Annotated in this window: 23 protein-coding genes and 1 pseudogene; 19 read left to right on the top strand and 5 right to left on the bottom strand. The window is 59.8% G+C overall.

The genetic code is table 11. The features are described 5' to 3' along the window. Positions 1 to 48 precede the first annotated feature (48 nt). Genes H143_RS0117450 through adhP form a run of 3 tightly spaced genes read left to right on the top strand, consistent with a single transcriptional unit; the run spans position 49 to position 3,393 of the window. Positions 49 to 1,098 (top strand): bifunctional enoyl-CoA hydratase/phosphate acetyltransferase, encoded by a 1,050-nt coding sequence (locus tag H143_RS0117450; protein ID WP_019939551.1) that lies wholly within the window; start codon positions 49 to 51, stop codon positions 1,096 to 1,098. Further along, on the top strand, positions 1,095 to 2,345 hold the full coding sequence (locus tag H143_RS0117445) for an acetate/propionate family kinase (protein WP_019939550.1): 1,251 nt from the start codon (positions 1,095 to 1,097) through the stop codon (positions 2,343 to 2,345). The genes H143_RS0117450 and H143_RS0117445 overlap by 4 nt, the downstream gene beginning before the upstream one ends. 19 nt (positions 2,346 to 2,364) lie before the next feature. Beyond that, on the top strand, positions 2,365 to 3,393 hold the full coding sequence (gene adhP, locus H143_RS0117440) for an alcohol dehydrogenase AdhP (protein WP_019939549.1): 1,029 nt from the start codon (positions 2,365 to 2,367) through the stop codon (positions 3,391 to 3,393). 3 nt (positions 3,394 to 3,396) lie between these two features. Here the strand turns inward: adhP and H143_RS0117435 are convergent, their stop codons facing one another. Next, positions 3,397 to 4,263, bottom strand: coding sequence for an SAM-dependent methyltransferase (locus H143_RS0117435; RefSeq protein ID WP_019939548.1), 867 nt, complete (start codon positions 4,261 to 4,263; stop codon positions 3,397 to 3,399). Positions 4,264 to 4,360: 97 nt separating this feature from the next. Here H143_RS0117435 and guaB point away from each other — a divergent pair, with 97 nt between their 5' ends. The 3 genes from guaB (at position 4,361) to H143_RS0117420 (ending at position 9,019) form a co-directional block, all read left to right on the top strand. Beyond that, positions 4,361 to 5,821, top strand: coding sequence for an IMP dehydrogenase (guaB, locus tag H143_RS0117430; protein WP_019939547.1), 1,461 nt, complete (start codon positions 4,361 to 4,363; stop codon positions 5,819 to 5,821). A 90-nt stretch (positions 5,822 to 5,911) separates the two neighbouring features. Then, positions 5,912 to 7,504: a glutamine-hydrolyzing GMP synthase gene (guaA, locus tag H143_RS0117425; RefSeq protein ID WP_019939546.1), complete on the top strand. Its 1,593-nt coding sequence runs from the start codon at positions 5,912 to 5,914 to the stop codon at positions 7,502 to 7,504. A 306-nt stretch (positions 7,505 to 7,810) separates the two neighbouring features. Further along, entirely contained in the window at positions 7,811 to 9,019 is a 1,209-nt protein-coding gene (locus tag H143_RS0117420; RefSeq protein ID WP_019939545.1) for a site-specific integrase, read from the top strand. Here the strand turns inward: H143_RS0117420 and H143_RS0117415 are convergent. Together H143_RS0117415 and H143_RS0117410 are read right to left on the bottom strand one after the other, a co-directional pair. Continuing rightward, complete coding sequence (locus tag H143_RS0117415) at positions 8,994 to 9,233, bottom strand: AlpA family transcriptional regulator (RefSeq protein ID WP_019939544.1); 240 nt, start codon at positions 9,231 to 9,233, stop codon at positions 8,994 to 8,996. The genes H143_RS0117420 and H143_RS0117415 overlap by 26 nt on opposite strands. 104 nt (positions 9,234 to 9,337) lie before the next feature. Beyond that, the gene (locus tag H143_RS0117410) at positions 9,338 to 10,477 is read right to left on the bottom strand and encodes a transposase (RefSeq protein WP_081627148.1); all 1,140 of its coding nucleotides are present in this window, start codon (positions 10,475 to 10,477) and stop codon (positions 9,338 to 9,340) included. A 90-nt stretch (positions 10,478 to 10,567) separates the two neighbouring features. On the opposite strand from H143_RS0117410, the gene H143_RS0117405 reads away from it, so the two are divergent. From H143_RS0117405 to repC, 3 genes are read left to right on the top strand one after another with little or no spacing between them, the layout of a single operon-like run. After that, on the top strand, positions 10,568 to 10,801 hold the full coding sequence (locus H143_RS0117405; protein WP_019939542.1) for a hypothetical protein: 234 nt from the start codon (positions 10,568 to 10,570) through the stop codon (positions 10,799 to 10,801). Positions 10,802 to 10,804: 3 nt separating this feature from the next. Continuing rightward, positions 10,805 to 11,677, top strand: a complete 873-nt coding sequence (locus tag H143_RS0117400) for a helicase RepA family protein (protein WP_019939541.1) — start codon at positions 10,805 to 10,807, stop codon at positions 11,675 to 11,677. Then, entirely contained in the window at positions 11,637 to 12,563 is a 927-nt protein-coding gene (gene repC / locus H143_RS0117395) for a replication protein C, IncQ-type (RefSeq protein WP_196801326.1), read from the top strand. Before H143_RS0117400 ends, repC begins: the two co-directional genes overlap by 41 nt. Positions 12,564 to 13,159: 596 nt before the next feature. On the opposite strand, the gene H143_RS21030 is transcribed toward repC, so the two are convergent. Then, positions 13,160 to 13,897, bottom strand: a complete 738-nt coding sequence (locus H143_RS21030; RefSeq protein WP_019939539.1) for a hypothetical protein — start codon at positions 13,895 to 13,897, stop codon at positions 13,160 to 13,162. A 219-nt stretch (positions 13,898 to 14,116) separates the two neighbouring features. Between H143_RS21030 and H143_RS0117385 the strand changes: the two genes are divergently transcribed. From H143_RS0117385 to H143_RS21025, 9 genes and pseudogenes are all read left to right on the top strand, one after another. Further along, positions 14,117 to 14,338 carry a hypothetical protein gene (locus H143_RS0117385; RefSeq protein WP_051094510.1) on the top strand — a complete coding sequence of 74 codons (222 nt, stop codon included), beginning with the start codon at positions 14,117 to 14,119 and terminating at the stop codon, positions 14,336 to 14,338. Next, positions 14,310 to 14,546, top strand: coding sequence for a hypothetical protein (locus tag H143_RS22560; RefSeq protein WP_155803427.1), 237 nt, complete (start codon positions 14,310 to 14,312; stop codon positions 14,544 to 14,546). Before H143_RS0117385 ends, H143_RS22560 begins: the two co-directional genes overlap by 29 nt. A gap of 4 nt (positions 14,547 to 14,550) precedes the next feature. Beyond that, positions 14,551 to 14,808, top strand: a complete 258-nt coding sequence (locus tag H143_RS22555) for a TraK family protein (protein ID WP_155803426.1) — start codon at positions 14,551 to 14,553, stop codon at positions 14,806 to 14,808. Between the two features lie 303 nt (positions 14,809 to 15,111). Next, positions 15,112 to 15,483, top strand: a complete 372-nt coding sequence (traJ, locus tag H143_RS0117380; protein ID WP_026350190.1) for a conjugal transfer transcriptional regulator TraJ — start codon at positions 15,112 to 15,114, stop codon at positions 15,481 to 15,483. Positions 15,484 to 15,516: 33 nt separating this feature from the next. After that, entirely contained in the window at positions 15,517 to 16,296 is a 780-nt protein-coding gene (trbJ, locus tag H143_RS0117375) for a P-type conjugative transfer protein TrbJ (protein ID WP_019939536.1), read from the top strand. A gap of 15 nt (positions 16,297 to 16,311) precedes the next feature. Beyond that, a complete protein-coding gene (locus tag H143_RS22550) occupies positions 16,312 to 16,518 on the top strand; it encodes a hypothetical protein (RefSeq protein WP_155803425.1) in 207 nt (68 codons plus the stop codon). Positions 16,519 to 16,522: 4 nt separating this feature from the next. Further along, positions 16,523 to 18,100 (top strand): P-type conjugative transfer protein TrbL, encoded by a 1,578-nt coding sequence (trbL, locus tag H143_RS0117370; RefSeq protein ID WP_019939535.1) that lies wholly within the window; start codon positions 16,523 to 16,525, stop codon positions 18,098 to 18,100. A gap of 17 nt (positions 18,101 to 18,117) precedes the next feature. Next, entirely contained in the window at positions 18,118 to 18,372 is a 255-nt protein-coding gene (locus tag H143_RS0117365) for a hypothetical protein (protein ID WP_019939534.1), read from the top strand. A gap of 38 nt (positions 18,373 to 18,410) precedes the next feature. Then, positions 18,411 to 18,554: pseudogene (locus H143_RS21025) on the top strand (conjugal transfer protein TraD); the annotation flags it as partial. Between the two features lie 73 nt (positions 18,555 to 18,627). On the opposite strand, the gene H143_RS21730 reads toward H143_RS21025, so the two are convergent. Then, positions 18,628 to 19,590, bottom strand: coding sequence for a hypothetical protein (locus H143_RS21730; RefSeq protein ID WP_019939532.1), 963 nt, complete (start codon positions 19,588 to 19,590; stop codon positions 18,628 to 18,630). Positions 19,591 to 19,738: 148 nt separating this feature from the next. On the opposite strand from H143_RS21730, the gene H143_RS0117350 reads away from it, so the two are divergent. Continuing rightward, positions 19,739 to 20,074, top strand: a complete 336-nt coding sequence (locus H143_RS0117350; protein WP_026350189.1) for a helix-turn-helix domain-containing protein — start codon at positions 19,739 to 19,741, stop codon at positions 20,072 to 20,074. Positions 20,075 to 20,167 lie beyond the last annotated feature (93 nt).

Below are 20,167 nucleotides of genomic sequence, written 5' to 3'. Positions count from 1 at the left end.
TTTCCACGGCGGATCGAGTCCGATGCGAATTTAGCTACAGGAACATTCATGGCAGTCACCGAAAATCAATCGTTCGACGATTCGCAGCACGGGCAGGCGGCCGGCTTCATTGCGAGTCCCGCGCGCGCAGGCCTGGAACATGCGGAACCCGCGCCACCGGTGCACATCGGTTCGCGCGCGGGGCATCGCTACGAATACCTGATTGCCATGACGCGCGGGCTCGCGCCATTGCGTACCGCGGTCGTTCATCCTGTCGATGAGCCCTCGTTGACGGGCGCGATCGAAGCGGCGCGGGCCAATCTCATCGTTCCCGTCCTGATCGGCCCGCAAGCGAAAATCCGCGCGGCCGCCGACAAGGCGGGCATGGACATCACCGCGTTCGAAACCGTGCCGGTCGAGCACAGCGACGCGGCGGCCGAGCGCGCGGTGGCGATGGCACGCGCGGGACAGGTCGAGGCGCTGATGAAGGGCGCGCTGCATACCGACGAGCTGATGCGGGCGGTCGTCGACGCCGAGCATGGCTTGCGCACCGGGCGCAGGATCAGCCATGTGTTCGCGATCGACGCGCCGGCCTATCCGCGGCCGCTGTTCGTGACCGATGCGGCAATCAACGTCACGCCTACGCTTACCGACAAGCGCGACATCGTCCAGAACGCGATTGAGCTCGCGCATGCCCTGGGCAACCCTGATCCGCGCGTCGCGATCCTTTCGGCCGTCGAGACGGTTACCGAGAAGCTGCGTTCGACGATCGACGCCGCTGCGCTTTGCAAGATGGCCGATCGCGGGCAAATCACGGGCGGTATCCTCGACGGCCCGCTCGCGTTCGACAACGCGGTGTCGCCGGAGGCGGCGCGCATGAAGGCGATCATATCGCCCGTCGCTGGCCGCGCGGACATTCTCGTGGTGCCGGATCTTGAAGCAGGCAATATGCTTGCCAAGCAGCTCGAATATCTGGGAGGAGCCCAGATCGCGGGCATCGTGCTCGGCGCGCGCGTGCCGATCATCCTGACCAGCCGCGCCGACAAAACCTTGGCGCGGTTGGGTTCTTGCGCGATCGCGCTGCTGCTCGCGCGCCACGCGGCGGGAGCGCGCGCATGAACGATGCGATCCTGGTTTTGAACGCAGGTTCTTCGAGCATCAAATTCGCGCTTTTCCCCGGCGATGCCTATCCGGCGCGCCAGGCGCTCATCTGCGAAGGAGAAATCGAGAATATCGGCCATGTTTTGCATTTCATCGCCCGCGACGGCACAGGAGCTACGCTGGCCGCCAATCAGCCCCGCGGCACGAGTCACGAGGATGCGCTTGCCGCATTACTGGGCTGGCTGGGCGTGCGCTTCGAGCGCTATCGCCTGATCGCGGCGGGGCATCGCGTCGTTCATGGCGGCGCGAGTTATACCGGTCCGGTCCGTATCGACGCGCGCGTCATCGCCGCGCTGCGCGCGCTGATCCCGCTCGCGCCGCTGCACCAGCCGCATCATCTCGCGGCGATCGATGCGCTGTCGAAGCTGCATCCAGAGCTAGTGCAGATCGCATGCTTTGATACCGCCTTCCATCGCACGCAATCCGATCTGGCCACTGCGTTCGCACTACCGCGCGCACTGACAGCCGAGGGCGTACGCCGCTACGGCTTTCACGGGCTTTCGTACGAGTACATCGCGGATGCCTTGCCCGGCATCATGGGCGCCGCAACGGCAGACGGCCGTGTGGTCGTGGCGCATCTGGGCAGCGGGGCAAGCCTTTGCGCGATGCGCGGCCGCCGCAGCGTCGCGACGACCATGGGGTTCACCGCGCTGGACGGCCTGCCCATGAGCCGTCGCTGCGGCAGTCTCGATCCCGGTGTCGTGCTGTACCTGATGCAGCAAAAAGGCATGACGGCCGATCAGGTCAGCCATCTTCTCTACCAGGAGTCGGGACTTTATGGAGTGTCCGGAGTAAGCGACGACATGCGCGAACTGCTTGCAAGCAGGCAACCGGCGGCGCGGGAGGCAGTCGCCTTGTTCGCATACCGCATCGGCCGCGAGATCGGGTCGCTCGCGGCGGCGCTGGGCGGACTGGACGCGGTCGTCTTCACCGCCGGCATCGGCGAGCATGCAGCCCAAGTGCGCCGCATGGTTTGCGAGGGCGCAGCATGGCTGGGCGTGGCGCTGGACCCGGCCGCCAATGCGGCGGGCGCGCCGCGGATCACGCGCAAGACCAGCCGGGTGTCGGCCTGGGTCATTCCGACCGACGAGGATCTGATGATCGCGCGCCATGTATATGAGACGCTTTTTTCAAGGACGGCGGCGCTGGAAAGCCCGCAGCGAGTCCGGCGCGGCGCGCCGGCCAAGTCACCGGAAGTTCTTTAGAAAACCAGGAGAATCGATCATGTCCAGTACCATGAAGGCCGCTGTCGTACGGGAATTCGGCAAGCCGCTCGTTTTCGAGGAGGTGCCGGTTCCTATGCCCGGCCCGGGCCGGATACTCGTCAAAATCGCCGCGGCAGGCGTCTGCCACACCGACCTGCATGCCGCCGGCGGCGATTGGCCGGTCAAGCCCAAGCCGCCGTTTATCCCGGGCCACGAGGGCGTAGGCTACGTGGTCGCGGTCGGTTCCGGTGTCACGCATGTGAAAGAGGGCGATCGGGTCGGCGTGCCGTGGCTCTATACCGCCTGCGGCCATTGCAGGCACTGTCTGGGCGGCTGGGAGACCTTGTGCAACGAACAGCAAAATACCGGCTATTCGGTCAACGGCAGTTTCGCCGAGTATGTGCTGGCCGACCCGAACTATGTCGGGCATCTGCCGGACAATGTGTCCTTCGTCGACATTGCCCCGATCCTGTGCGCAGGCGTGACGGTCTACAAGGGGCTGAAGGTCACCGATACCAAGCCGGACGACTGGGTGGTGATCTCGGGTATTGGCGGCCTGGGCCATCTCGCGGTCCAGTACGCGAAGGCGATGGGACTCAATGTGATCGCGGTCGACATCGACGATGCGAAACTGGACTTGGCCCGCCGACTCGGCGCCGCGCTGGCGGTGAATGCACGCAAGCAGGATCCGGTAGCCTTCGTCAAGAATGAGGTCGGCGGCGCCCAGGGCGTGCTCGTGACCGCTGTTTCGCCCAAGGCTTTTGAACAGGCGCTGGGCATGGTCGGCCGCGGCGGAACCGTGTCCTTGAATGGACTGCCGCCGGGCGATTTTCCGATGCCGATCTTCGACACCGTGCTCAACGGCATCACCGTGCGCGGCTCCATCGTCGGCACGCGGCTCGATCTACAGGAAGCGCTGAACTTCGCCGGCGAAGGCAAGGTCAAGGCGACGGTCGAAACCGCCCGGCTCGAAGACATCAACAAGGTCTTCGACCGGATGCGCCACGGCGAAATCCAGGGCCGCGTGGTGCTCGACTTCGAGGCTTGAACCCTAGGTTGCCGGCGTAAAGAACCTGTCCTGGAGCTGCTGCAGGCCGATGCGATCGAGCATCTCCCGCAGGCGCTCGGCGGGCTTGCCGCGCGGCAGGTTCTTGTATTGCGCGATGATGAGTTCGTTCTTCATCGAGTGCTCCCATCCGACCAGCTCCGTCACGCTGACCTGGTAGCCGTGCGCTTCCAGCTGCAGGCAGCGCAGCACATTGGTGACCTGGCTGCCAAACTCGCGGGTGTGCAGCGGATGGCGCCAGATCTCGGCCAGCGGGTCGGACAGGGACCGGGCCTTGTTCTTGCGCAGCACCGAGGCTACTTCGGCCTGGCAGCAGGGCACCACTACCAGGTACCTGGCCTGCTTTTGCAGCGCGAACCGGATCGCATCGTCCGTGGCCGTATCGCAGGCATGCAGCGCCGTCACCACGTCAAGGGTGGGCGGCAGTTCGGGCGATGCGATGGATTCGGCCACCGACAGGTTCAGGAACGACATGCCTTGCGCGAAGCCCAGGCTTGCGGCCAGCTCGCGCGAGCGCTGCACCAGCTCCTCGCGGGTCTCGATGCCGTAGATGTGCGAGCGGAAGGGGGCATCGCCGGCCTGCCGCGCCATCTCGGCGCGCGCCTTGAAGAACAGGTCGTACAGGATGAAACCCAGGTAGGACTTGCCCGCGCCGTGGTCCACCAGTGTCACCGCGCCGCGCGCGTCCTGCACGCTTTGCAGCAGCGGTTCGATGAACTGGAACAGGTGGTAGACCTGCTTGAGCTTGCGGCGGCTATCCTGATTCATCTTGCCGTCGCGCGTCAGGATGTGCAGCGCCTTGAGCAGCTCGACAGACTGTCCGGGACGGATTTCGTGGGGGGTGTGGGGCATGGCGCGATTTTACCTGCGATCCCCGATTTCCTAGGGTTGACCCCTAGGAAATCGGGCAAGTACGCGTATAATCGGACTTTGCGCCTGGAGCTTTCTCATGCGTCTCGTCCAAAGAGCACTCACCTTCGACGATGTGTTGCTGGTGCCCGCTTATTCCGAGGTATTGCCGCGCGACACCTCGCTCGCTACTCGTCTTACCCGCAACATCACTCTCAATATTCCGCTCGTGTCCGCCGCCATGGACACGGTGACCGAATCGCGCCTGGCCATCGCCATGGCGCAGGAGGGCGGCGTCGGCATCATCCACAAGAATCTCACCGCCGACGAGCAGGCCAAGGAAGTCGCCCGCGTCAAGCGTCACGAGTTCGGGATCGTCACCGATCCGGTCACCGTTACGCCCGACATGAAGGTGCGCGACGTCATCGCCCTGCAGAGCCAGCACGGAATCTCCGGCCTTCCCGTGGTCGAGGGCCGCAAGCTCGTGGGCATCGTCACCAACCGCGACCTGCGCTTTGAGGACCGTCTGGACCAGCCCCTGCGCAACATCATGACCCCCAAGGAACGCCTGGTCACGATGAAAGAGGGCGCCACGCTCAACGAAGCCCAGGCCCTGATGCACAAGCACCGCCTGGAGCGCGTGCTCATCGTCAACGACGCCTTCGAACTGCGCGGCCTTGCCACTGTCAAGGACATTGTCAAGAACACCGCGCACCCGGTCGCCAACAAGGATGCGCACGGCCAGCTGCGCGTGGGCGCCGCGGTCGGCGTGGGTGAGGGTACCGAAGAACGCGTCGAAAAGCTCGTCGCCGCCGGCGTGGACGTGATCGTGGTCGACACCGCGCACGGCCACTCCAAGGGCGTGCTCGATCGCGTGCGCTGGGTCAAGCAAAACTTTCCCAAGGTCGAGGTTATCGGCGGCAATATCGCCACCGGCGCCGCGGCCCGGGCCCTGGTCGAACACGGCGCCGATGGCGTCAAGGTCGGCATCGGTCCCGGCTCCATCTGCACCACCCGCGTGGTGGCCGGCGTGGGCGTGCCGCAGATCACCGCCATCTCCGATGTGGCCCGCGCGCTGGAAGGCACGGGCGTGCCCCTCATCGCCGACGGCGGCATCCGCTACTCGGGCGACATCGCCAAGGCCCTGTCGGCCGGCGCCTCCTCCTGCATGATGGGCGGCATGTTCGCCGGCACCGAAGAGGCGCCCGGCGAGGTCGTGCTGTTCCAGGGGCGCTCGTACAAGTCGTACCGCGGCATGGGCAGCCTGGGCGCCATGACCGACGGTTCGGCCGACCGCTACTTCCAGGATCCGGCCAACAACGCCGACAAGTTCGTGCCCGAAGGCATCGAAGGCCGTGTGCCCTACAAGGGCAGCGTGCTCGCCATCATCTACCAACTGGTGGGCGGCGTCCGGTCCTCGATGGGCTATTGCGGCTGCGCCTCGATCGACGACATGCGCACCAAGACCGAATTCGTCGAGATCACCTCGGCAGGTTTCCGCGAGTCGCACGTCCACGACGTGCAGATCACCAAGGAAGCTCCCAACTACCGCGCCGATTGATTCCGGCGGCAGTAATGCAAGCCATCTCGCACCGGCAGAGCGCAAGCTCTGGCCGGTGCGCTCATTTTATCTTCTAACCGGCAGAACTCCATGCACCAGCGCATCCTGATTCTCGATTACGGTTCGCAAGTCACCCAGCTCATTGCGCGCCGCGTGCGCGAGGCGGGCGTCTACTCCGAGATCCATCCCGGCGACGCCCAGGACGACTTCATACGCGAACAGGCCAGGCTGGGCCTGAAGGGCGTGATCCTCTCCGGCAGCCACGCCTCGGCCTACGACGAGGCTTCGATGCGCGTGCCCCAGGCCGTGTTCGAACTGGGCCTGCCGGTGTTGGGCATCTGCTACGGCATGCAAGCCATGGCGCACCAGTTGGGCGGCAAGGTCACGTACAAGGACCACCGCGAGTTCGGCTATGCCGAAGTCCGCGCCCACGGGCGCACCCGGCTGCTCGACGGCCTGCAGGACTTCGCCACGCCCGAGGGCCACGGCATGCTCAAGGTGTGGATGAGCCACGGCGACAGCGTCGACGAAATGCCGCCGGGATTCAAGCTCATGGCCTCCACGCCCTCGTGCCCCATCGCCGGCATGGCCGACGAGGCGCGCGGCTACTACGCCGTGCAGTTTCACCCCGAGGTCACGCACACCGTACAGGGCAAGGCCCTGCTCGCGCGCTTCGTGCGCGAGATCTGCGGCTGCTCGGGCGACTGGAACATGCCCGACTATGTGTCCGAAGCCGTGGCCGGCATCCGCGAGCAGGTCGGCCAGGACGAGGTCATCCTGGGCCTGTCGGGCGGCGTCGATTCTTCCGTCGCTGCGGCGCTCATCCACAAGGCCATCGGCGACCAGCTTACCTGCGTCTTCGTCGATCACGGCCTCTTGCGCCTGAACGAAGGCAAGCAGGTCATGGAGACCTTCGCCAGGAACATGGGTGTGAAGGTCGTGCACGTGGACGCCACCGCCCAGTTCATGGGCAAACTCGCTGGCGTGAGCGACCCCGAAGCCAAGCGCAAGATCATCGGCCGCGAATTCGTCGAGGTCTTCTCGGCAGAGAAGGCCAAGCTCAAGAGCGCCAAGTGGCTGGCCCAGGGCACCATCTACCCCGACGTGGTCGAGTCCGCCGGCACCAAGACCGGCAAGGCCGCGGCCATCAAGTCGCACCACAACGTCGGCGGCCTGCCTGACGACCTGGACTTCAAGCTGCTCGAACCGCTGCGTGAACTCTTCAAGGACGAAGTGCGCGAACTGGGCGTCACCCTGGGCCTGCCGCCCGAGATGGTCTATCGCCATCCTTTCCCCGGCCCCGGCCTGGGCGTGCGCATCCTGGGCGAGGTCAAGCTCGAATACGCCGATCTGCTGCGCCGCGCCGATGCGATTTTCATCGAGGAACTGCGTTCGACTATCGACAAGGAAACCGGCAAGAACTGGTACGACCTGACTTCACAGGCCTTCGCCGTCTTCCTGCCGGTCAAGTCGGTGGGCGTGATGGGCGACGGGCGCACCTACGAATACGTTGCGGCGCTGCGCGCCGTGCAGACCTTCGATTTCATGACCGCCGACTGGGCCCCGCTGCCGCACGCGCTATTGGCCAAGGTGTCCTCGCGCATCATCAACGAGGTGCGAGGCTTCAATCGGGTGGTGTACGACGTGAGTAGCAAGCCGCCGGCGACAATCGAGTGGGAATGATTTGATGTCTGGCAACGGCAGGCATTGAGAAGCACAAAAAGCATGTAAGCCCGCGTCACTGCGGGCTTTTTTGCTTCTTTGTCTGGCACCGACTGGCAACACATAGCACCGCCAAGCACTGTTTTTTTATGGCATGGCGGATGGTACTATCTTCGCTGATGCCATGAACAGCGCTCGATACCATGCCATGATTTTTCAATGTCGCATGGTATTGAAATTTTCTAAGTAATTGATTTATAAAAAGAAAATTGAATATTTTGCGCCTGTTTTGAACATGGTATTTTGAGTCGAGATAGGACGGATACCATGCTGACCGATACCAAGCTGCGCAACCTCAAGCCGCAGGACAAGATCTACAAAGTGAACGACCGTGACGGCCTCTATGTGGCCGTCACGCCCGCCGGGGCGATCTCGTTCCGATACAACTACTCGATCAACGGAAGACAGGAGACCATCACCTTCGGGCGCTATGGCACCGGAGGCATCACCCTGTCGGAAGCCCGCGAGCAGTTGGGCGAGGCCAAGAAGATGATCGCCGCCGGGAAGTCACCGGCCAGGGAGAAGGCGCGTGACAAAGCCCGCGTGAAAGATGCCGAGACATTCGGTGCCTGGGCGGAAAAGTGGTTACGCGGTTACCAGATGGCCGACTCGACCCGCGACATGCGCCGTGCGGTCTATGAACGGGAATTGAAGCCCAAGTTCGGCAACCAGAAGCTAGCCGAGATTACGCACGAGGACTTGCGCACCCTGACCGATACGATTGTGGAACGCGGCGCACCGGCCACGGCGGTGCATGTGCGCGAGGTGGTCATGCAGGTGTTCCGGTGGGCGATTGAGCGTGGCCAGAAGGTTGAGAATCCGGCGGATATGGTCAGGCCAACCACCATTGCCAAGTTTGAACCCCGCGACCGGGCGCTGACACCCGACGAGATCGGGCTGATGTACCAGTACATGGAGCGTATCGGCACCACGCCCTCGATTCGGGCTGCGGCCAAGTTGCTGCTGTTGACGATGGTGCGCAAGAGTGAATTGACGAACGCGACATGGAGCGAGGTCAATTTCAGCGAGGCGCTTTGGACCGTTCCCAAGGAGCGGATGAAGCGGCGCAACCCGCACCACGTGTACCTATCTCGGCAGGCACTGGACATATTCATCGCGCTCAAGACGTTTGCCGGTGGGTCTGAATACGTGCTGCCGTCACGTTATGACTCGGACTTGCCAATGAGCAGTGCCACGCTCAACCAGGTGCTGACGCTGACCTACAGGCTAGCGCAGAAGGAGAGCAAGGCCCTGGCGAAGTTCGGGCCGCACGACTTGCGTAGGACGGCCAGCACCTTGTTACATGAAGCTGGGTACAACACCGATTGGATTGAGAAGTGTCTCGCCCACGAACAGAAGGGTGTGAGGGCGGTGTACAACAAGGCCGAATATCGGGAGCAGCGCACGGCCATGTTGCAAGATTGGGCTGACATGCTTGATGAGTGGACGGTCAAGCGACTGCGGCCGACGGAGTGAAGCCGGGGCGTGTGGCCTGGTTGCCCGATGACTTCCGAGCCTCGATCCATTCCTCAACATCGGTCAAGTCCCAAGCCACGTTGCGACTGGTGAGTGCGATGCGGCGCGGGAATTCACCCCGCTGCTCCATGTTGAAGATCGTGCGCTCAGACAGCGGAATCATCGCCAGTAGTTTCTTGCGGTTGATGAGCGTCTTGTTTGTGGTTGCGTGCATGCCTTGCCCTCTTTCAGTCACTTGCGAACATGTGCCTGATGGTGCCTGGCAATGCAGATTGTGTCGGCCTAGTTGTTGGTCAATTTGGTTGACGCCACGTAATGTCAGCGAACGGGGCGTTTCTTTTGCTTCAGGTGAAACATTGCGGGTATCGATGCGAGTGCCTTAGATACTGCCTGACGCGTCAGTGCCCGATTGTCTTTACCAAGAAGATGCTCCGCAATCTCCGATTGATTGAACCCAGAGTACCGGAGCATCAATATTTTCTTCCTGGTGTCCGATAGCTTTGAGTCCACCATCAGCCGCGCTAAGTTGCGCAAGTCTGCTTTGTCGGCAGGTTGTAAGGTTTGGCCTGAGAAATAGTGGAAAAAGTAGCTGTCAACCAGCGAGTCACCCGACGTCATCGCATTTGGGCTAGACCGCTTTGCGCACTGTCGATTTATCCTGCCCAGTTCAAGATTGAATTGCTCTATTGATCGCTTCGCCTGCCTGTATGCGGGGTTCCACTCGCCATTCGTTAGCTTTGGCCGATGCCCAGTGCAATACTGGTGGCTGAGTTCGAGCTTTTTTTCATCGTGAAGTTCTGTCTCATTGACCTGCTGCTCTGCAACCTTCGCCATGAAGGCCGAGAGTTCTGTCAGGTTTCCGCAGAGATCGCAAAAGCCGTGTTTCCGTTGTGCATTCAGGCTGACTCCCTTCGCGGGAACTGACGTTTTTGGGCGTTTGCAAGAGCAGGCCAATACCAATTCGATCAATGATTCGAGCGTGGCAACAAAGCGCTTATCTCTTGCAGTCTGTTTGTCCTCTGTGAGGATAAACGCCCGCAGCAACTGACGTTGCAGCCGAACCATTGCATCAAGTCCCACCAAGCGAATAATTCCGCTGACGGCCACCCCTGTCCCGGCTCCCGGAAGGTGGGCTAGGTAGCGTGGTGGCAGTTTAGCCGTGTACGCGGACACGGCGGGATCGATCAGCTCCTGTATCAATTTTCCGATAGGGTAACGCCGCGAGGATGCGGAATATGGCCGCCAGCGATCCTGAAAGCGTCCGATGGCCTCCGAGACGATGGAATCGCAACCGTCCCAGATGGCAATGGGTAGTTCCTTTTTGCTGGCACGTACCCAGCTAAAGAGGGTGCTTTTCGGTATCGCGAGCTGCTTCGCCACGCGATCCACAGACATACCGTCATCATTGACTAGGCTGACTGCTTTGGCTCGAAACGCTGGTGAGTACGATTTTTCCATGTCAACCATTATGTGCAATTAATGGGGTGTAGTAAATCCCAATGATGCCTAATCTCCGTAGTCATTCGGTTGATTACGGAGTTTTACGCAATGACGATAGAAGACACTTTGCTGCAACGGTTCGGCCCGCTGTTGAGCATCGCGCAATTGGCGGCTGTCCTTGACCGCTCACCCGACGGGTTACGAATCAGCCTGCGAACAACGAACGAGTGGACGCAACGCATAAACAAGACCCGCTTGAAGATTGGGCAGCGGGTTTACTTTCGTACCTCGCAGATCGCCGAACTCTTCAGTGACGAGTCCCTGAGCGACACGGGGAATTGAGCCGTGGCGATTGATGTACTGGAAGCATTCGAACACGAGCCGCCTACGCTGGATTTCATATGGCCAGGCTTTCTGGCGGGGACTGTCGGCGCGCTCGTCGCCCCAGGGGCCACAGGCAAGAGCTTCTGGGCGCTGGAAGCGGCGATGAGCATCGCATGTAGCGTTGCTGGTGGCGACCTTGTGGGCCTTGCTCCCCCACACACCGGGCGCGTGGTCTATCTGGCCGGGGAAGACCCGCCGCCCGCGCTTGTGCGGCGCATTCATGCCATCGGCCAGCACCTCGGGCACGCAGCCCGCCAAGCCATCGCGGAGAACCTCGCGCTAGAGCCGATCATGGGCAAGCGCCTGAACATCATGGATGATGCTCACTTGCGCCGTGTCATCGAGTACAGCGCCGGGGCGCGGCTGATCGTGCTGGATACCCTGAGCCGCATTCACGCCCTCGATGAGAACAGCAACGGCAACATGGCCCATCTCGTGGCCGTGCTTGAGCACGTTGCGGCTACTACGGGCGCATCCGTGCTCTACCTGCACCATGTCAGCAAGGGAAGCGTCCGTGAAGGGCAGACTGACCAGCAACAGGCAGCGCGGGGAGCATCGGCCCTGATCGACAACGCCCGCTGGTGCGGCTACGTCGCCAAGATGACAGAGCAGGAAGCCGAGCGCATGAGTGACCGGGGCTTTGATCGTTCGCCCATCGGCAACGACCGGCGCGGTCTCTTTGTCCGCTTTGGTGTGAGCAAACAAAACTACGACGCGACCCCGCTAGACCGTTGGTATCAGCGGCACAGCGGCGGGGTGTTGCTGCCCGTCGAACTACAAGATGCCGCCAGCAATGGCGCAGGAAAGAAAGGGGGAAAACGTGAGCAAGCATGACCTGACCCACGCACGGCACGACCCTGCGCATTGCCTTGCCCGCGGACTTTTCCGCAGCCTTCAGCGTGGCGAACGCAAACGCGGCAAGCTGGACGTGGTGCATGACTACGGCGACGGCAAGCGCATCGAGTTCAGCGGCCCAGAGCCGCTAGGTGCTGATGATCTCCGCATCCTGCAAGGACTGGTGGCAATGGCGGGGCCGAGTGGCATTGTGCTGTCACCTGAACCGCGAACCGAAGGCGGGCGACAACTCCGGCTATTCCTTGAACCGAAGTGGGAAGCTGTCCAGCAAGATGCAATGGTGGTCAAGGGCAGTTATCGGGCGTTAGCCCGCGAAATCGGCTACGCCAACCCCGACGACACCAAGCCGGTACGGGAGTGCATCGAACGGCTTTGGAAGGTATCCATCATCGCCCAGAACGGCAGGAAGCGGCAGGGCTTCCGCCTGCTGTCCGAGTACGCCAGTGATGAGCAGGATGGAAAGCTGTATGTGGCCCTAAACCCCCTGCTTGCCCAAGCTGTAATGGGCTGCGGGCAACATGTCCGCATCAACATGGACGAGGTGCGAGCGTTACAGGCCGACCCAACACGACTGCTACATCAGCGGCTGTGCGGCTGGATTGACCCCGGCAAGGCTGGCAAGGCTGAAATCGACACTCTGTGCGGCTATGTATGGCCAGATGCGGCCAACGATGAAGCAATGAAAAAGCGCCGCCAGACCGCCCGCAAGGCACTTGCCGAGCTTGCCGCCGTGGGCTGGACAGTGAGCGAGTACGCCAAAGGGAAATGGGAAATTAGCAGGCCGAAGGCTCCCGGAGTAACGTTCCCCACCCCCACGGTAACGTTCCCCCACCCCCACGGTAACGTTCCCCAATCCCCACGGTAACGTTCCCCGCCCAAATCTTAAAAACCCAGCAACGGCGCGGGTTTGCTGGCGATTCGCAAAATCCATCCATGATCTTCCAAGATCATCCACTAGGCGCGGCACTTGCCGCCGCCCTTTAGGGCGACGCCAAGCCTTTGCCGATGGTCGGCTTTCGGCCTTTGGGTTGTACGCCAGAAGGGAAGAGCAGTGTCGGCCACTTCGAAGACCGTGCCACCGTAATCGGCGCAAGGTCTTTGCGTTCTGGGCGGCTAACGCCGCTGTTTGGACGCCAGAAAGAAAGTAGCCCGAATCGCCGGCACCGTTGTCTTTTTAGCGGCTAAAGAACCGTGCGCCCCTCAAGTGTCAATGAAGTTGCATATGAAATGCGAACCCGGATTTTTTCTTCTCTCTCTGGCGTCAAAACAGTCTTGGTTTGATGGGGCGACCATTCTTGTGGCTTCGGCAGCGCTTTTCACTCGAATGGCATTGACACTTGAGGGGCGGTGCTGGTAAGAATAATAAGAATATTATTCTTATTATTCTTACCGGGAGCTGTCCGTTCATTACTCAAATTTTTAGCCGCTAAAATTTCACGCGAGCATCAAACCCGGCTGTTTTCAGTTTGCCCAGGCGAATCCTAGTGCCGCCCACCGGGAGTCGTGAGATATGAAGGCTAGCGGGTTCCTCACGTACCCGGCCAGGTCATCAACGGCAACGGACGCACGATAAGACCTTTCACGCTTCAGTCGGCCAAGTTCCATATCAGCTAAATGGCCTGCCAGTAGGTCACCAATGCCCAGGCGGCCTAATTCACTTCGCACCGCCGCATCTTCCAAGCACATGCGCACGCATCGATACGCGCCGACACCATCCACGTCGGACGGAGCAATGCTGTTCATGTGCTGGTGCAACCTGTAGAGGGCGATGGCTTCGGTCAAGTGACGAAGCGCGAGCGGTTCGCGATAGGCGTCGGCTAGCAATAAGTCACCCTCGAATTCCCGGAGCGTGGAACCGAAGGAAATTTCGTCAGCGAATTCGTCCTCAATTGCTGACCATATACGGTCATCCAGTGTTGAGCCATGGATGCAAAAGCGCCTGCGGGACAGCGCCCATAACTCGTGGACATCGCCCCACAGTGCACGCCATATGTCGGCGGGTCCATTGCGGTGCAGTTGCGCTACGTCGCCATCAAGGCGCGACAGCAATTGAAGCTGTTGAGGGGAAAGTGGCCGGTCGCCACTGAAATTCAGGCGCCATTTTCCTGACGCCTGCGTATCCATGCCGGTACGTTCATCAAACCATCCGGCGAACTGATGGGGGTTCTCCGCTCCGACTCGCTTGGCCAGCTCGCGCATGAGTGCCACTGCTCGCATTCCGCCACGTAGTTGTTCAGTCGTGGTGCGTGTTGGTCGGGCCATAGGGCAATTCGTCCTAGTAAGAAAACTCGATGTTTTTCACACTGACATCTTACCCCTGTCTGCCCAAGAATTCATACATGAGCTTCAGTCAATCAGCATTAGGCCAAGCATGTGAATTCGACATTCGAGATTCTTATAGAGCAATACGGGGTGGTCATGACGCTCGAACAAGTCGCCACGACTCTGAGCCGAAAACCAGAGGGATTGCGAATGGCATTACTCAAGCCAAAGGACGCGTGGGCACACGAGATGAATCATCGCAAGGTCTATATCGGGCGGCGGATGTATTTCCAAACCAAGGACGTTGCCGCGCTATTGGACGGCGACCTCAGCATCGGAGAAAAAAACAATGAAGCGAATCGTCATCCAAGTGAGTGAAGAAACGGTTTCAAATCTTCGCGCATTGGCCGTGCGCTGCACCGATGAACATCGACGCCAGAAAGGTTTTACAAGCCACGGGGAACTGACCGTATCGAAGCTACTTGCCATGCTGGCCGAGGACGCTGCAATGGTCATAAGTCGGCCGGGAAGCTGGGAAGGTTCGAATATGGCTCAAGTGTTCCAGTCGCATGGCTATGAGGTCTGATCCCATGAAAAGCCTATCCGAGCGGATCGCCGATAGCACATTGAAAAACAGCGCTGGTCGAAATGATAGAAATCGCGCGGCATTCATATTGGTTCGTGGCGATGTTTCAAAAGCTGTCGATGATGGTTATTCGCTGCTGTCGATTTGGGAAACGCTCCGTGACGAGGGGCGTATCTCGTACACATATCAGACGTTTCGCCGTTATGCCCGGGTCTTGCTTCCCGCTCGGCCTGGTAGGTCGCAAAAGTGGACAAGCAAATGATCCTGCTTCGTTCAATTGCCGAAATTGCATCCATCAAAACCATGCGCAACATCGTTCATGGCGTTGTTTCTCCCGTCTTCCTTCTTTCAATCGAAAGAAGAATGCTTAAAGGCAAGGGGCTGTTCGATGCCGTGATGGTGAGTCAGTGCGGAAAGCACGGTGAAGTACGGGGCAGGATATGTGAAGTAGGCCCACCCGCAAGCGGGTTGTCCTTCTTCACTGGCCCTTATTCGCACTACGTGCTCAACGGGCATCCTGCTCTGCGAGGCAGACGGCTACCGCCGTCAAAAGAAAGGCGGAACGATGGAAAAAACCGACAAAGCGACACGGAAATGCAGCCCACCAATCAAGGTGTATTGCCTTCCCGAAGAACGAAATCAGATCGAGGTGAACGCCAAGGCCACAGGCTTGAGCCTGTCCACCTACCTATTGAATGTGGGTATGGGCTACCGGGTGCGTGGAATTCTGGATCACAAGCGCGTGGAGGAACTGGCGCGTATCAATGGCGACCTTGGCCGCCTTGGTGGTCTGCTGAAACTCTGGCTGACCGACGACCCGCGAACCGCACGATTCGGCGAATCCACCATTCGCGCCCTGCTTTCCAAGATCGAGGATACGCAGGACAAGATGCACGAGGCCATGCGTGCCGTGGTCATGCCAAAGACTGACCAGTGAATTTTTAGCCGCTAAAACCAAAGGAGTTTTGATATGAGAAAGACGAAAGTAACCGCAACTCTTGCCCTGGTACTGACCCTTGCCGGTGGTATATCGATTCCGGCGCATGCTGGAATCCCCGTCATCGACGGTGGAAATTTGACTCAAAATATTTTGTCGGCGCAAGAATCAGTTGCGCAGACACTCAAGCAGATTTTGCAATATCAAACGCAGTTGCAGCAGTACGAGAACATGATTCAAAACACGGCGGCACCAGCCGCCTATATCTGGGATCAAGCCCAATCGACTATCAACGGTTTGATGAATGCCGTCAATACGCTGGATTACTACAAGAACCAGCTCGGCAGCCTCGATAGCTACCTGGGAAAGTTCCAGGATGTGAGCTACTACAAATACTCTCCGTGTTTCTCGTCGGCAGGATGCACGGCCGCCCAATGGGCAGCGATGGGGCAGGTCGGGCAGCTCGGGAGCGAGTCGCAGAAGAAGGCCAACGATGCGCTTTTTAAGGGATTGGATCAGCAACAAAGGAACCTGCAAAACGACTCAGCAACGCTGCAACGCTTGCAGTCTTCAGCTCAAGGTGCGAGCGGCCAAATGCAGGCAATCGGCTACGCCAACCAGTTAGCCAGCCAGCAGGCAAACCAGCTCTTGCAGATTCGAGGTCTGTTGATCGCGCAGCAGAACGCGGTGGCTACCAAGATGCAGGCTGATGCCGACAAAGAGGCGCAGCAGGCAACAGCGCACGCCACTTCAACGGAGAGCCGCATCGACAAGACCAACAGCCCGAAGAACTGGCTCGAACTAAACCGCTAACCAGGGGAATGCACCATGCAAGCCAAGCACATCACGCCTTTGATTTTCGCCGTGGCCGTGGCGCTTCTGGTTTCTGGGTGTGGTCGGCGTGAGCTTGACTGCAAAAACCCGAGCAACCAAGAAGAGCAGCGGCAATGTGCCCATAAGGCATCGACCGAAAGCAGGATCGCTCCGACCGAGAAGCCGAAAAACTGGCTCGAACTGACCAACCCGAAAAGGTGAAAATATGAAGGCAATCAAAACAGCAGCGCTCATCGGCACGGTTCTGATGCTGTACTCGGCTGGTGCTGCCGCCCAGCTCACCAATCAGGGAATGCTCGACCAGGTAGTAACTGAGTTCGCCACACGTGCATCAAGCTGGCAAACCGTAGTGTTGAACGCGGCCACGTGGCTTTTTTGGACGCTAGGCACCATCAGCTTGGTATGGACAGGTGGCATGCTCATTCTGCGTAAGGCTGACATTGGTGACTTCTTCGCCGAATTTGTCCGCTTCATCTTGTTCTTCGGCTTCTTCCTCTGGTTACTGAGAAACGGGCCTTCGTTCGCGTCCTCGATCATCCGATCCTTGCAGCAGCTTGGGGAGCAAGCCTCTGGCGTTTCGTCGGTCACGCCATCGGGCATTGTTGATATCGGCTTCATGATTTGGAAGCAGGCAATCACCAACCTGTCGCTCTGGAGTCCCATTGATAGCTTTGTTGGCACGGCCTTGAGCGCCGGGATCATGTTGCTGCTTGCAGCCGTTGCGGTGAACATGCTGCTGATATTAGTTTCCGCGTGGATATTGATGTATGCCGGAATATTTTTCCTTGGCTTCGGGGGATCACGTTGGACTTCGGATATGGCGATCAACTACTACAAGACCGTCCTCGGGGTCGCTGTGCAACTCTTCGCTATGGTGCTTCTGGTCGGCATTGGCAATGACTTGCTTTCGACCTTTTACGCCAAGATGAACAAGGGTGTGCTCAACTTTGAAGAGCTGGGCGTGATGTTGATTTTCTGCTTCGCCCTGCTGATGCTCGTCACCAAGATTCCGGGACTACTGTCCGGGGTTATCACCGGTGCCGGTGTTGGCCAGGCGGGCATCGGTAATTTCGGTGCGGGTGCTATTGCCGGTGCGGCAATGGGTGCAGCAGGAATGGCTGCTACGGCAGGCGCGGCGCTGGCCGCTGGTGCAACCAACATGGCGGGTGGTGCACAGGCCCTCATGGCGGCCTTCTCGAAAGCCAACGCCTCCGAAAGCGGTGGTGGTGGCAGTTCTGGCACTGGCGACCTGATGGCCGCTGCGGGCGGCGTCGGCGGTGGCTCTGGTGGTGACTCGGGCGGCGGCAGTTCCCTCGCATCCGCGATGGGCGATTCTGGCGGCGGCAGCGCCCCGGCGATGGGCGGCAGTTCATCCGGTGGCGGCTCGTCAAGCTCCGCAGACGGCGGCGGAGCACCTGGTGAAGTGAGGTCGGGCGGTTCGCGGGTTGCTGCTGCTGCCGCCAAGGTCGGTCGGGTGGCAGCCGGCACGGCTGGCAACCTGGCGCAAGGGTCGTGGGACGTTGCCAAGGCCAAGGCCAGCTCGATGAAGGACACTGCGATGGATCGCATCAGCGAAACCACGGGCGGCAAGATCGCGGCGGCGATTAAGGCCAGGGACACCTCGGAGCCAGCATTCGCGGGGGATAGCCTGAGTGGCGCAACCGATGAGGTATCAGCCTTCGTCAACAAGACAGAGGCCGGTGCCGATGAGAGGGGACTCGGTTCGTCCATGCCGGCCAGCACCGGCAGCAGTGATGTAAGCCCTAAATCCGTTTTTGATTGACGCCAGGAGAAATAGCCATGAATACCGTTATCACGAGTGAACGAGTCAAACAGTACGCCGAGGTCTTGCATGACATGCTGGCGGTTGCCGAGGCTCAGACTCAAGGCAGAGTGCGCCGCCCTCGCCGTGAAGTCGTGGATCTTCTTGAGGCGATGACGAGCGCCTGCGTCTTGCTGAATTGCCAGGTATCAGGTGGGCCGCAGCCTAGGCCACACGATATCGCCTCGATCAAGCAGCAGGCCGCTCGACTTATTCCGGGAACTGCGCAATGAGCGGCCCTGGCGGCATCGCCGATGATCGGGCACAAGAAGAGCCGGCATTCCTGGACGATGACGGCCCCAGCGCGGAAGTCCCGCCGTTTATCACCACGACCAACGCCCGCGAGCTGTACGACCTTCAGCCTGGTGAAACCGTGTCGGAGGCCATCGCCAGATGCAAGGCTAAAAAAGGATGATTAGATTCAATCAACGACTAATCGGCTCGGCAGGAGCTTGGCCACTCATGATGGTCTTGTGCGCGGCAGGGGGTTAATTGTCGCTGCTAGCCATCGTTGTCGCGCCTTGACGAATCTGTGCCCGCAATTCGTTCAGATGTGTTCGGGCCGAGATCACTCGCTCTACGCGCTCGTACAGCGATTTCCAGCCCGGCCAGTAGTCATGCTTCGGTGCCATCTCGTGATCCCATATGTCCTCCCACCACATAGACCGCGATCCCTCCTTGAGCAGAGACCCGGGGTGAGTGTTTCCATTGGTCAATTGCGCGATGTCGTCGGGCCGCAGTTGGTAACCTAGAACCATGATGCCGCTACCCATCGCGGTGTAGCGCTTGTACAGAAGTTCGAGCGTCACGAAAAGCGCGGCTAGTGAAGCTTCACCGCCTGCACCAATCTCCTCTGATACATGAATCGGCGTGTAAAACGTCCGAAAGTGACCCTTGTCGGATTCCTTCACCATGTACAGCCCGCCGGTGGGATTGTCGGCTCGGATCAGGTGCAAGGTTTTGAGCTTTTCATCATTCTGGTTGTTGACGAGGTTCCAGCTCAGAAGCCAATCCACGGCTTCGAACGGGTTCTCAGACAACCGTTCATATGCGGGTGGATAGAGCGTTTTGTCGCCATGCTTGAGCCAGTCTGAATCGACGCCTAGGAAGCTTGCGATGGCCGACAGTTGGGAAAAACTCGGCTCCTTTTCCCCAAGAAACCAGTCCTCGACATCTTCCGCTCGCTCCTCCTTAATGGCTTCGGCGATGTGTGATGGAGTGAGCTTTGTGCCTCGCTGGCCGGAGTTGACTTGCGTCAGCATTCGGTTGAGTCGCTCTGCGACTTCTTTGCGGCGGGTGTTTCGACTTTCTTGAACCAACAGCGGCTCAACCCAGGCTCGCAGCGCTTGCCGAGCTTCGGCCTCCGTGGAGCGGTCATGGAGGTCAGCCAGTGTTTCAAGTGCCCGAAAGATTTGGCTGGGTATGTTCCGAATCGCGATCTTGCTAAACATGATGGCTTTCTGATGTTGTAAAACATAATGATATCACTTTGATACATTGGTGCAATCTGTGCGTGTCTTGATTGTTTGATTTCATACTCGAAGTGGTATGGACTGGCTACTCGTTGAATGGAGCGAGTGTGGGCAAAGGAGCTACGACATGACAAAGCGCATGATTGAAGGCGTCGAGATCGGCACCAGCTCGGGCAACGTGTTCGCCGACCTCGGACTGCCCAATGCCGAGAAGCTCAAGATCAAGTCCGGGCTGGTGATTGAGATCATCCGCGCCGTGCGTCGTCTCGGCCTGACCCGAGAAGAGGCCGGTCGGCGCATGGGCATTCCACAACCGAAGGTGTCGGGGATGATGCGTGGTGACTTTGCCAACCTCTCTGAGCGAAAATTGATGGACTGCCTGAGTCGTCTCGGGTACGACATTGAGATCAAAGTACGGCCTGCCGCCGACCCGACTGGACAGCTGACGCTAGCAATCGCCTAATCTGGCGCGAAAGGATGACTGCTTTGAATGCTTCGCTTAGACAAATTCTCGGGCCGTGGGATGGCGGATGGGTGCTGGACAAGCGCACCCTGC

Source organism: Bordetella sp. FB-8 (genome assembly GCF_000382185.1).
In the GTDB taxonomy this organism is placed as follows: Bacteria; Pseudomonadota; Gammaproteobacteria; order Burkholderiales; family Burkholderiaceae_B; genus Bordetella.
Note: the sequence above shows the minus strand (reverse complement) of the source record. Positions and strands in the feature narration are given on the sequence as shown.